Here is a 12,477-nt window from a genome sequence, read left to right as displayed (position 1 = left end):
ACAGGCAAGCAACGATGAACCAGGACGGAAATGTTAAATGACAGGTAAAAAGCGTTCTGCCAGCTCCAGCCGCTGGCTTCAGGAACACTTTAGCGATAAATATGTTCAACAGGCACAGAAAAAGGGGTTGCGTTCCCGTGCCTGGTTTAAACTTGATGAAATACAGCAAAGTGACAAACTTTTTAAGCCGGGGATGACGGTTGTCGACCTCGGAGCAGCACCTGGCGGATGGTCCCAGTATGCGGTAACGCAGATCGGCGGAACGGGCCGAATCATCGCGTGCGATCTTTTACCAATGGATCCCATCGTCGGTGTCGACTTCCTTCAGGGCGACTTTCGTGATGAATTAGTGCTGAAAGCGTTACTTGATCGTGTAGGTGACAGTAAGGTCCAGGTTGTCATGTCAGATATGGCACCAAATATGTGTGGAACACCGGCGGTGGATATCCCCCGCGCCATGTATCTGGTGGAGCTAGCGTTAGAAATGTGTCGTGATGTACTAGCGCCTGGTGGTAGTTTTGTTGTGAAGGTGTTTCAGGGCGAAGGTTTCGAGGAGTATCTTAAGGAAATTCGCTCCCTGTTTGCGAAGGTCAAAGTTCGTAAGCCGGACTCTTCCCGGGCCCGTTCCCGTGAAGTGTATATTGTAGCGACCGGGCGAAAATGATAACCGGTAGATTTCAGGCGAAAGTTTGAATGAAACTGGATATAGAGTATCCTGACGCTGTTTTTAACACAGTTGTAATATGAGGTTAATCCCTTGAGTGACATGGCGAAAAACCTAATACTCTGGCTGGTCATTGCCGTTGTGCTGATGTCAGTATTCCAGAGCTTTGGGCCCAGCGAGTCGAATGGCCGCAAGGTGGATTATTCTACCTTCCTGCAGGAGGTCAATCAGGACCAGGTTCGCGAAGCGCGTATCAACGGACGTGAGATCAACGTTACCAAGAAAGATAGTAACCGTTACACGACTTACATCCCGGTGAACGATCCTAAGCTGCTTGATAACCTTCTGACCAAAAACGTCAAAGTTGTAGGCGAGCCGCCAGAAGAACCAAGCCTGCTGGCTTCTATCTTCATTTCCTGGTTCCCGATGCTGCTTCTTATCGGCGTCTGGATCTTCTTTATGCGCCAGATGCAGGGCGGCGGTGGCAAAGGTGCCATGTCGTTCGGTAAGAGCAAGGCGCGTATGCTGACGGAAGATCAGATCAAGACCACGTTTGCTGACGTCGCCGGTTGTGACGAAGCGAAAGAAGAAGTGGGTGAATTGGTTGAATACCTGCGTGAGCCGAGCCGTTTCCAGAAACTGGGCGGTAAGATCCCGAAAGGCGTTCTGATGGTTGGTCCTCCGGGTACCGGTAAAACCCTGCTGGCGAAAGCTATCGCGGGTGAAGCGAAGGTGCCGTTCTTTACTATTTCAGGTTCTGACTTCGTCGAAATGTTCGTGGGTGTTGGTGCATCTCGTGTGCGTGACATGTTCGAGCAGGCTAAGAAGGCAGCACCGTGCATTATCTTCATCGATGAAATCGACGCCGTAGGCCGCCAGCGTGGCGCGGGCCTTGGCGGTGGTCACGATGAACGTGAACAGACCCTGAACCAGATGCTGGTTGAGATGGACGGCTTCGAAGGTAACGAAGGTATCATCGTAATCGCGGCGACTAACCGTCCGGACGTTCTTGACCCTGCGCTGCTGCGTCCAGGCCGTTTCGACCGTCAGGTTGTTGTCGGTCTGCCGGATGTTCGCGGTCGTGAACAGATTCTGAAAGTCCATATGCGTCGCGTACCGCTGGCGCCAGATATCGATGCGGCAATCATTGCGCGCGGTACCCCGGGCTTCTCCGGTGCGGACCTGGCTAACCTGGTCAACGAAGCTGCACTGTTTGCCGCTCGCGGTAACAAGCGCGTGGTGTCGATGGTGGAGTTCGAGAAAGCGAAAGACAAAATCATGATGGGTGCGGAACGTCGCTCCATGGTGATGACGGAAGCGCAGAAAGAGTCCACTGCATACCACGAAGCAGGCCATGCGATTATCGGTCGCCTGGTGCCGGAACACGATCCGGTGCATAAAGTGACGATTATTCCACGCGGCCGTGCGCTGGGTGTGACCTTCTTCCTGCCTGAAGGCGACGCGATCAGCGCCAGCCGTCAGAAACTGGAAAGCCAGATTTCGACCCTGTACGGTGGTCGTCTGGCGGAAGAGATCATCTACGGGCCAGAACATGTTTCTACCGGTGCGTCCAACGACATTAAAGTCGCGACAAACCTGGCGCGTAACATGGTGACTCAGTGGGGCTTCTCCGACAAACTCGGTCCGCTGCTGTATGCAGAGGAAGAGGGTGAAGTGTTCCTGGGCCGCTCCGTGGCGAAAGCGAAACATATGTCCGATGAAACAGCTCGTATCATCGACCAGGAAGTGAAAGCGCTGATTGAACGTAACTATGGTCGCGCACGTCAGATCCTGAACGACAATATGGACATCCTGCATTCGATGAAAGATGCGCTCATGAAATATGAGACCATCGATGCTCCGCAGATTGACGACCTGATGGCTCGCCGCGAAGTGCGTCCGCCAGCAGGCTGGGAAGACCCAGGCGCTTCCAACAATTCTGACAATAATGGCACTCCGCGTGCGCCGCGTCCGGTTGATGAACCGCGTACGCCGAACCCGGGCAACACCATGTCAGAACAGTTGGGCGATAAGTAAGTCACTGCTGTTGAAATGTTTTTCTGTACCTCAAACCCTGGAGCTTGCTCCGGGGTTTTTCTTTTCCGTTAAACCGCATTAATACCAGGGATTTAGCCATGAAACTATTCGCCCAGGACTCGCATCTCGATCTTTCACATCCTCATGTGATGGGGATCCTGAATGTTACCCCTGACTCCTTCTCAGATGGCGGCACGCATAACACCCTGATCGAGGCGGTTAAGCACGCCAATTTAATGATCAACGCGGGTGCCACCATCATTGACGTTGGCGGTGAGTCGACACGACCTGGTGCGGCAGATGTTTCGGTGGAAGAAGAGCTGGCACGCGTGGTGCCGGTGGTTGAAGCTATCGCCCAGCGCTTTGAGGTATGGATCTCCGTCGACACCTCCAAACCTGAGGTGATTCGTGAAGTGGCGAGAGTGGGCGCTCACATTATTAATGATATTCGTTCACTGACAGAGCCGGGGGCGATTGAAGCGGCTGCGGAAACCGGGCTGCCGGTTTGTCTGATGCACATGCAGGGTCAGCCGAAAACGATGCAGGATGCGCCGAAGTATGACGACGTCTTTGCTGATGTAAATCGCTTCTTTATTGAGCACATCGCACGTTGTGAACGTGCGGGCATCCCAAAAGAGAAATTGCTGCTCGACCCGGGGTTCGGTTTCGGTAAAAATCTCTCACACAATTATGCGTTGCTTGCACGCTTATCAGAGTTTCATCATTTCGGCCTGCCGCTGCTGGTGGGTATGTCGAGAAAGTCGATGATTGGGCAGTTGCTTAATGTCGGTCCGAGTGAGCGCCTGAGCGGGAGTCTGGCCTGCGCGGTGATTGCGGCGATGCAGGGGGCTCACATTATTCGTGTCCATGACGTCAAAGAAACAGTAGAAGCCATGCGTGTGGTGGAAGCCACACTGGCAGCGAAGGAAAACAAACGCTATGAGTAATCGTAAATATTTTGGTACCGATGGTATCCGTGGGCGGGTAGGCGATGCGCCAATCACCCCTGATTTTGTCCTGAAGCTTGGCTGGGCTGCTGGCAAGGTACTGGCACGTCATGGTTCCCGTAAGATCATTATCGGCAAAGATACCCGTATTTCGGGTTATATGCTGGAGTCTGCGCTGGAAGCCGGTCTGGCGGCTGCAGGTCTTTCCGCCTCCTTTACAGGGCCAATGCCAACGCCAGCTGTCGCGTATCTGACCCGCACCTTCCGCGCGGAAGCGGGGATTGTCATTTCTGCTTCTCACAACCCGTTCTATGACAACGGCATCAAATTCTTCTCTATCGATGGCACCAAGCTGCCGGACGAAGTGGAAGAAGCCATTGAAGCCGAGATGGAAAAAGAGATCACCTGTGTAGATTCCGCTGAGCTGGGGAAAGCGAACCGTATTGTCGATGCAGCGGGTCGTTACATTGAATTCTGCAAAGGTACGTTCCCGAATGAGCTGAGCCTGGCGCACCTCAAAATTGTGGTGGACTGTGCAAACGGTGCGACCTATCACATCGCTCCGAATGTCTTCCGCGAGCTGGGTGCGAAAGTGATCGCTATCGGTTGTGAGCCGGATGGTCTGAACATTAACGAACAGGTCGGTGCGACGGACGTTCGTGCTCTCCAGGCGCGCGTGCTGGCGGAGAAAGCCGATCTGGGTATTGCGCTGGACGGTGACGGTGATCGTGTGATCATGGTCGACCACGAAGGGAATAAAGTCGACGGCGACCAGATCCTGTATATCATCGCGCGTGAAGGTCTGCGTCAGGGTCAGCTGCGCGGCGGCGCGGTGGGGACCCTGATGAGTAACATGGGTCTGGAACTGGCGCTGAAACAGCTTGGGATCCCGTTTGTCCGCGCGAAAGTGGGCGACCGCTATGTGCTGGAGAAACTTCAGGAGAAGGGCTGGCGTATCGGTGCTGAAAACTCCGGCCACGTGATCCTGCTGGACAAAACGACCACCGGTGACGGTATCGTGGCCGCGCTGCAGGTCGTTGCCGCCATGGCACGTAACCATATGACCCTGCAGGATCTCTGCAGCGGCATGAAAATGTTCCCGCAGGTGCTGGTAAACGTGCGCTTCACCGCCGGCAAAGGCGATCCGCTGGAAAGTGAAAATGTGAAAGCGGTAATGGCTGAGGTTGAAGCCGCGCTTGGCAGCCGTGGGCGCGTTCTGCTGCGTAAGTCTGGTACTGAACCGCTGATCCGCGTGATGGTAGAGGGCGAAGACGAAGCGCAGGTGACGGAATTTGCGCACCGTATTGCGGATGCCGTAAAAGCTGCATAACCGTGCACACTAAATGATTAAAAAGGCGGCGTTTGCCGCCTTGGTTTTAAGCAATTAATGGCTTTTTGCTGTTTTTTTCCGCAGTTGATACAATGCGTCGAAAATGCCCTTGCGAAGGTCATTCGCTTTGGTTAGTATTCACACCCGCTTCAGTGGGAAACAAAAATCCTGCTAATTGGTCGAAGCATTGGTATGCGGCAAATCCGCAAGGAACAGGTTGATTATGTACGAAGCTCTTTTAGTTGTTTTCCTTATTGTAGCCATCGCTCTCGTAGCGCTGATCATGCTGCAGCAAGGTAAAGGCGCTGATATGGGAGCCTCCTTCGGAGCAGGCGCTTCCGGTACGCTGTTCGGTTCAAGTGGTTCTGCGAACTTCATGACCCGCACAACGGCGATTCTGGCTACGCTGTTCTTCATCATCAGTCTGGTGCTTGGTAATATCAACAGCAACAAGACCAACAAAGGAAGCGAGTGGGAAAACCTGAGCGCGCCAGCAAAAACTGAGCAGACTCAGCCAGCTGCACCGGCTAAGCCAACCAGCGATATCCCGCACTAAGTATTCTGTACCGAGGTGGTGGAATTGGTAGACACGCTACCTTGAGGTGGTAGTGCCCTAACGGGCTTGTGGGTTCGAGTCCCATCCTCGGTACCAATATTCCAGAAGAAAGACGTCGAAAGACGTCTTTTTTTTCGTCTGTATTCTGTGGATCTGATCTTTTGTAGGGCGGATAAGCGCAGCGCCACCCGCCATTTTTGCCTGGTGGCGCTGCGCTTACCGGGCCTGGGAAAGCTACAAAAAAGGCGCCTGTTGGGCGCCTTTTGCTTGTCACATCAGGGATTACTTCTTGTCGCTGTGCTCCAGGTTTTCAACCTGCGGCAGACCGTTACCGGAACTGGCTGACAGCAAACCGTTCTCAACATAGTTGAACAGCTTCTCACGGGTATCGGTGATATCAAGGTTACGCATGGTCAGCTGGCCAATACGATCGTCCGGCGAGAAGACGGATTCGCCTTTCTCCATGGTCAGACGCTCTGCTTTGTAAGTCAGATTGTCAGACACGGTGTTCAGGATGGAGTAGTCATTCCCGCGACGCAGTTCCAGAGTCACTTCACCCGTAATCGCACTTGCCACCCAACGCTGCAGGGCATCACGCAGCATCAGCGCCTGTGGATCAAACCAGCGGCCCTGATACAGCAATTTACCCAACTGACGGCCATGAGAGTGATACTGCTCGATGGTGTCTTCGTTGTGAATACCGGTCAGCAGACGCTCGTAAGCGATGTGTAGCAGCGCCATGCCCGGGGCTTCGTAGATGCCGCGGCTTTTCGCTTCGATGATACGGTTTTCAATCTGATCGCTCATGCCCAGACCGTGACGGCCACCAATACGGTTAGCTTCCAGCATCAGTTCGACATCATCAGAGAAGGTTTTACCGTTCAGCGCCACCGGATGGCCGCGTTCGAAACGCACGGTCACTTCTTCGGCCTGGATTTTGACACTCTCATCCCAGAACTTCACGCCCATGATGGGATTAACGATCTTCACGCTGGAGTTCAGGAATTCCAGATCTTTTGCTTCGTGCGTCGCACCCAGCATGTTCGAGTCGGTAGAGTAGGCCTTCTCGACTGACATCTTATAGTCAAAACCGCAGGCGATCATAAACTCAGACATCTCATGACGACCACCCAGCTCGTCGATGAAGTCGGTATCCAGCCACGGTTTGTAAATCTGCAGTTCGGCGTTGGTCAGCAGGCCATAACGATAAAAACGTTCGATATCGTTGCCTTTATAGGTGCTACCGTCACCCCAGATGTTTACGCCGTCTTCTTTCATGGCGGCAACCAGCATGGTGCCGGTAACCGCACGGCCCAGCGGAGTGGTGTTGAAATAGGTCAGGCCGCCGGTGGTGTTATGGAACGCACCGCACTGAATAGCCGCGATACCTTCAGCGACCAGTTGCTTACGGCAGTCAATCAGGCGCGCGTTCTCTGCACCATACTCTTTTGCGCGACGAGGAATGGCATCATAGTCGTCCTCATCCGGCTGACCCAGGTTCGCAGTATATGCATACGGAACCGCTCCCTTCTGGCGCATCCACAGCAGTGCAGCGCTGGTATCCAGGCCGCCTGAGAAAGCGATGCCAATACGTTGTCCTACCGGAAGATGCTTGAGAATCGTCGTCATAGAATAAAACCCTGCTTGATTGACTGATTAGAGACCGCTTTCGCTCTCTTGTGCATTTTTATGCAAAATAAGTGAGTATTCATTTAATCATCTTTTGGCGAAGACCGGAAGAGACTCGTGCGTTTTTTGTAAAAATTTTGGTCTATTCTGTCTGGCTGATGTCACCTTGACAGGTTGGGGCAACTATCAATATACTAAACGCCGGTTTTACGTCCCGTCTTCGGTACCAAATCCCAGCATTATTTGCAAATTCTGTCCAAAACGCGTAGAATTTGCCACGTTTCAGGCGCGGGGTGGAGCAGCCTGGTAGCTCGTCGGGCTCATAACCCGAAGGTCGTCGGTTCAAATCCGGCCCCCGCAACCACTTTCCCATAAAGTTCTTTTTCAAATATACTGTGAAGACTTAGAGCCTTCGTAGCTGGATTTGAAAAATTTCTTTCGGAGAGTGCTCCAGGCCACAGTTGTGGCTATAGGGTTCAGTTATCTAAAGCCCCGATTTATCGGGGTTTTTTGTTATCTGACTACAGAATAACTGGGCTTTACGCCCTTTTTTTATGTCTTGGGGGTGGGCTTGTCCACATTAGAGCAAAAATTAACAGAGATGATTACTGCACCGGTCGAAGCACTGGGCTACGAACTGGTCGGCATCGAATTCGTTCGCGGCCGTACATCGACGCTGCGCATCTATATTGATAGTGAAGATGGCATCAATGTTGATGATTGTGCTGATGTCAGCCACCAGGTGAGTGCGGTTCTTGATGTTGAAGATCCGATTACCGTTGCGTACAACCTGGAAGTTTCCTCACCTGGCCTCGATCGCCCGATGTTCACGGCCGAGCACTATGTGCGCTTTACCGGTGAAGAAGTGGCTCTCGTTCTGCGTATGGCCGTACAGAACCGCCGTAAATGGCAGGGAATTATCAAAGCCGTTGATGGTGAAATGATCACGGTGACAGTCGAAGGCAAAGATGAAGTGTTCGCGCTGAGTAATATCCAGAAGGCGAACCTGGTTCCCCACTTTTAACAGTCTGGATTGAGGTGAAAAGCCCGCGATGAACAAAGAAATTTTGGCTGTTGTTGAAGCCGTCTCCAACGAGAAATCACTGCCGCGTGAGAAGATTTTCGAAGCGCTGGAAAGTGCACTGGCTACAGCAACCAAGAAAAAATACGAGCAAGAGATCGATGTTCGCGTAGAAATCGATCGTAAAAGCGGTGACTTCGATACATTCCGTCGTTGGGTAATCGTTGAAGAAGTGACCCAGCCGACCAAAGAAATCACGCTGGAAGCGGCACGTTTTGAAGACGAGAGTCTGAACGTGGGTGACTACGTTGAAGATCAGATCGAATCAGTGACCTTCGACCGTATCACTACCCAGACCGCCAAGCAGGTTATCGTGCAGAAAGTGCGCGAAGCCGAGCGCGCGCTGGTTGTCGATCAGTTCCGCGATCAGGAAGGCGAAATCATCACCGGCGTGGTGAAAAAAGTGAACCGCGACAACATCTCCCTGGAGATCAAATCCGAAGGGTTGCCGGGTAACGCTGAAGCCGTGATCCTGCGTGAAGATATGCTGCCGCGTGAAAACTTCCGTCCAGGCGACCGTATCCGTGGTGTTCTGTACGCTGTCCGTCCAGAAGCGCGCGGTGCGCAGCTGTTCGTGACCCGTTCTAAACCAGAAATGCTGGTTGAACTGTTCCGTATCGAAGTACCGGAAATCGGTGAAGAAGTTATCGAAATTAAAGCGGCGGCTCGCGATCCGGGCTCCCGCGCGAAAATTGCGGTGAAAACCAACGACAAGCGTATCGACCCGGTCGGTGCTTGCGTCGGTATGCGTGGTGCGCGTGTCCAGGCAGTCTCTACTGAGCTGGGCGGCGAACGTATTGATATCGTTCTGTGGGATGACAACCCGGCGCAGTTCGTGATCAACGCAATGGCTCCAGCTGATGTGGCGTCTATCGTTGTTGACGAAGACAAACACACTATGGATATCGCTGTTGAAGCGGGCAACCTGGCGCAGGCAATCGGCCGTAACGGTCAGAACGTACGTCTGGCGTCACAGCTGAGCGGCTGGGAACTCAACGTGATGACCGTTGATGACCTGCAGGCTAAGCATCAGGCTGAAGCCCATGCGGCGATCGATACCTTCACTAAATACCTGGATATTGACGAAGATTTCGCCACTGTTCTGGTTGAAGAAGGTTTCTCTACGCTGGAAGAACTGGCCTATGTGCCAATGAAAGAGCTGCTGGAAATCGACGGTCTGGATGAACCAACCGTTGAAGCCCTGCGTGAACGCGCTAAAAACGCACTGACCACCCTGGCACTGGCTCAGGAAGAAAGCCTTGGCGATAAAAAGCCGGCTGATGACCTGCTGAATCTGGAAGGTCTTGATCGTGCGATTGCGTTCAAGCTGGCTGCCCGTGGTGTTTGTACGCTGGAAGATCTCGCTGAGCAAGGCGTTGATGACCTGGCTGATATCGAAGGTTTAACCGACGAGAAAGCCGGCGAGCTCATCATGGCCGCACGTAATATTTGCTGGTTCGGCGACGAAGCGTAATAAACTGTAGCAGGAAGGAACAGCATGACTGATGTAACTGTAAAATCGCTGGCTGCTGAGATTCAGACCTCCGTGGACCGCCTGGTACAGCAATTTGCTGATGCAGGGATCCCGAAGTCCGCTGATGACTCGGTGACCGCGCAAGAAAAACAAACCTTGTTAACGCACCTGAACCGTGAACACGGCTCTACGCCTGACAAGCTGACGCTGCAGCGCAAAACGCGTAGCACGTTGAATATCCCTGGTACCGGTGGCAAAAGTAAATCGGTACAAATTGAAGTCCGCAAGACGCGCACCTTTGTAAAACGTGATCCGCAAGAGGCAGAACGTCTTGCCGCGGAAGAGCAGGCACAGCGTGAAGCGGAAGAACAAGCTCAGCGTGAAGCGGAAGCAACCGCCAAACGTGAGGCAGAATTAAAAGCTGAACGTGAGGCCGCAGAAAAAGCGAAACGCGACGCAAGTGATAAAGTGAAGCGTGACGCTGCGGAAAAAGACAAAGTGAGCAATCAACAGACAGACGAAATGACCAAAACCGCCCAGGCTGAAAAAGCCCGCCGTGAAAATGAAGCTGCCGAGCTGAAGCGTAAAGCGGAAGAAGAAGCCCGCCGCAAGCTGGAAGAAGAAGCACGTCGTGTGGCTGAAGAAGCGCGCCGTATGGCAGAAGAAAACGAGAAGAACGGTGTTGATACCGCTGAGCAGTCTGAAGATACCAGCGACTATCACGTGACCACTTCTCAGCATGCGCGTCAGGCTGAAGATGACAATGACCGTGAAGTAGAAGGCGGTCGTGGCCGTGGTCGCAATGCGAAAGCGGCGCGTCCGGCGAAAAAAGGCAACAAACACGCCGAGTCTAAAGCTGACCGTGAAGAAGCGCGTGCAGCCGTGCGTGGCGGTAAAGGTGGTAAACAGCGTAAAGGTTCTTCTCTGCAGCAGGGCTTCCAGAAGCCAGCACAGGCGGTTAACCGTGACGTTGTGATCGGCGAAACCATCACCGTTGGCGAACTGGCAAACAAAATGGCGGTAAAAGGCTCTCAGGTCATCAAAGCGATGATGAAACTGGGCGCTATGGCGACCATCAACCAGGTAATCGACCAGGAAACCGCACAGCTGGTTGCTGAAGAGATGGGCCACAAAGTTATCCTGCGTCGTGAAAACGAACTGGAAGAAGCGGTAATGAGCGACCGTGATACGGGTGCTGCGGCAGAACCGCGCGCACCGGTAGTGACCATCATGGGTCACGTTGACCACGGTAAAACCTCTCTGCTCGACTACATTCGTTCTACGAAAGTGGCCTCCGGTGAAGCGGGTGGTATTACCCAGCACATCGGTGCATACCACGTCGAAACTGACAACGGCATGATCACCTTCCTGGATACCCCAGGCCACGCCGCGTTTACCTCAATGCGTGCTCGTGGTGCGCAGGCGACGGATATCGTTGTTCTGGTTGTTGCTGCAGACGACGGCGTAATGCCACAAACCATCGAAGCTATCCAGCACGCGAAAGCGGCGGGTGTGCCGGTTGTGGTTGCAGTGAACAAGATCGATAAACCAGAAGCAGATCCGGATCGTGTTAAAAACGAACTGTCCCAGTACGGCATCCTGCCGGAAGAGTGGGGCGGCGAAAGCCAGTTCGTACACGTGTCTGCGAAAGCGGGTACCGGTATCGACGATCTGCTGGATGCGATCCTGCTGCAGGCTGAAGTTCTGGAGCTGAAAGCCATCCGTAACGGTATGGCGAGCGGTGCGGTTATCGAATCCTTCCTGGACAAAGGCCGTGGCCCGGTTGCTACCGTTCTGGTTCGTGAAGGTACCCTGCATAAAGGCGATATCGTTCTGTGTGGTTTCGAATACGGTCGCGTGCGTGCGATGCGTAACGAACTAGGTCAGGAAGTGCTGGAAGCAGGTCCGTCCATTCCAGTGGAAATCCTTGGCCTGTCCGGTGTACCGGCTGCCGGTGACGAAGTGACCGTTGTGCGTGACGAGAAGAAAGCGCGTGAAGTTGCACTGTATCGTCAGGGCAAATTCCGTGAAGTTAAACTGGCTCGTCAGCAGAAATCTAAACTCGAGAACATGTTCGCGAACATGGCTGAAGGCGAAGTTCATGAAGTGAACGTCGTACTGAAAGCTGACGTTCAGGGCTCTGTGGAAGCGATCTCCGACTCCTTACTGAAACTGTCGACTGACGAAGTGAAAGTGAAGATCATCGGTTCTGGTGTCGGTGGTATCACCGAAACCGACGCTACCCTGGCTGCTGCGTCCAACGCCATCCTGGTTGGCTTCAACGTGCGTGCTGATGCTTCTGCTCGCCGCGTGATCGAAGCTGAAAGCCTGGATCTGCGTTACTACTCCGTCATCTATAACCTGATCGACGAAGTGAAAGCAGCGATGAGCGGTATGCTGTCGCCTGAGCTGAAACAGCAGATCATCGGTCTGGCTGAAGTACGTGACGTCTTCAAATCACCGAAATTCGGTGCAATCGCGGGCTGTATGGTTACCGAAGGTACCATCAAACGTCACAACCCAATCCGCGTTCTGCGCGATAACGTGGTTATCTATGAAGGCGAGCTGGAATCCCTGCGCCGCTTCAAAGATGACGTTAACGAAGTCCGTAACGGCATGGAATGTGGTATCGGCGTGAAGAACTACAACGACGTTCGCGTAGGCGATATGATCGAAGTGTTCGAGATCATCGAAATCCAGCGTACCATCGCTTAATCTTCGTTAAGATTGCTGATTGTAAGCCGGGTAAGCGAAGCGCC

General features: G+C 53.2%; 9 protein-coding genes and 2 tRNA genes. 10 read left to right on the top strand and 1 reads right to left on the bottom strand.

Annotated features, from left to right (window positions below; translation table 11 throughout):
* Nucleotides 1–37 precede the first annotated feature (37 nt).
* The 6 genes from rlmE (at nt 38) to SP99_RS19555 (ending at nt 5,630) form a co-directional block, all read left to right on the top strand.
* Nucleotides 38–664, top strand: coding sequence for a 23S rRNA (uridine(2552)-2'-O)-methyltransferase RlmE (rlmE, locus tag SP99_RS19580; RefSeq protein ID WP_003861812.1), 627 nt, complete (start codon nt 38–40; stop codon nt 662–664).
* 102 nt (nt 665–766) lie between these two features.
* The gene (gene ftsH / locus SP99_RS19575; RefSeq protein ID WP_013098921.1) at nt 767–2,701 is read left to right on the top strand and encodes an ATP-dependent zinc metalloprotease FtsH; all 1,935 of its coding nucleotides are present in this window, start codon (nt 767–769) and stop codon (nt 2,699–2,701) included.
* 98 nt (nt 2,702–2,799) lie between these two features.
* Complete coding sequence (folP, locus tag SP99_RS19570) at nt 2,800–3,648, top strand: dihydropteroate synthase (RefSeq protein WP_025756710.1); 849 nt, start codon at nt 2,800–2,802, stop codon at nt 3,646–3,648.
* Entirely contained in the window at nt 3,641–4,978 is a 1,338-nt protein-coding gene (glmM, locus tag SP99_RS19565) for a phosphoglucosamine mutase (protein ID WP_025756711.1), read from the top strand. The genes folP and glmM overlap by 8 nt, the downstream gene beginning before the upstream one ends.
* A gap of 223 nt (nt 4,979–5,201) precedes the next feature.
* Nucleotides 5,202–5,534 carry a preprotein translocase subunit SecG gene (gene secG / locus SP99_RS19560; protein ID WP_045284760.1) on the top strand — a complete coding sequence of 111 codons (333 nt, stop codon included), beginning with the start codon at nt 5,202–5,204 and terminating at the stop codon, nt 5,532–5,534.
* 9 nt (nt 5,535–5,543) lie between these two features.
* Nucleotides 5,544–5,630, top strand: a tRNA-Leu gene (locus SP99_RS19555).
* Nucleotides 5,631–5,816: 186 nt separating this feature from the next.
* Here the strand turns inward: SP99_RS19555 and argG are convergent.
* A complete protein-coding gene (gene argG / locus SP99_RS19550) occupies nt 5,817–7,163 on the bottom strand; it encodes an argininosuccinate synthase (RefSeq protein WP_047959538.1) in 1,347 nt (448 codons plus the stop codon).
* Between the two features lie 287 nt (nt 7,164–7,450).
* Here argG and SP99_RS19545 point away from each other — a divergent pair.
* The 4 genes from SP99_RS19545 to infB all read left to right on the top strand — a co-directional run bounded on the left by SP99_RS19545 (nt 7,451) and on the right by infB (nt 12,433).
* A tRNA-Met gene (locus tag SP99_RS19545) sits at nt 7,451–7,527 on the top strand.
* 207 nt (nt 7,528–7,734) lie between these two features.
* Nucleotides 7,735–8,187 (top strand): ribosome maturation factor RimP, encoded by a 453-nt coding sequence (gene rimP, locus SP99_RS19540; protein WP_014833432.1) that lies wholly within the window; start codon nt 7,735–7,737, stop codon nt 8,185–8,187.
* A gap of 28 nt (nt 8,188–8,215) precedes the next feature.
* On the top strand, nt 8,216–9,718 hold the full coding sequence (gene nusA / locus SP99_RS19535) for a transcription termination factor NusA (RefSeq protein WP_003861798.1): 1,503 nt from the start codon (nt 8,216–8,218) through the stop codon (nt 9,716–9,718).
* A gap of 24 nt (nt 9,719–9,742) precedes the next feature.
* Nucleotides 9,743–12,433, top strand: coding sequence for a translation initiation factor IF-2 (gene infB, locus SP99_RS19530; protein WP_025756714.1), 2,691 nt, complete (start codon nt 9,743–9,745; stop codon nt 12,431–12,433).
* Nucleotides 12,434–12,477: the final 44 nt, after the last annotated feature.

Source organism: Enterobacter sp. BIDMC92, assembly GCF_001030225.1.
GTDB lineage: Bacteria > Pseudomonadota > Gammaproteobacteria > Enterobacterales > Enterobacteriaceae > Enterobacter > Enterobacter sichuanensis.
Note: the sequence above shows the minus strand (reverse complement) of the source record. Positions and strands in the feature narration are given on the sequence as shown.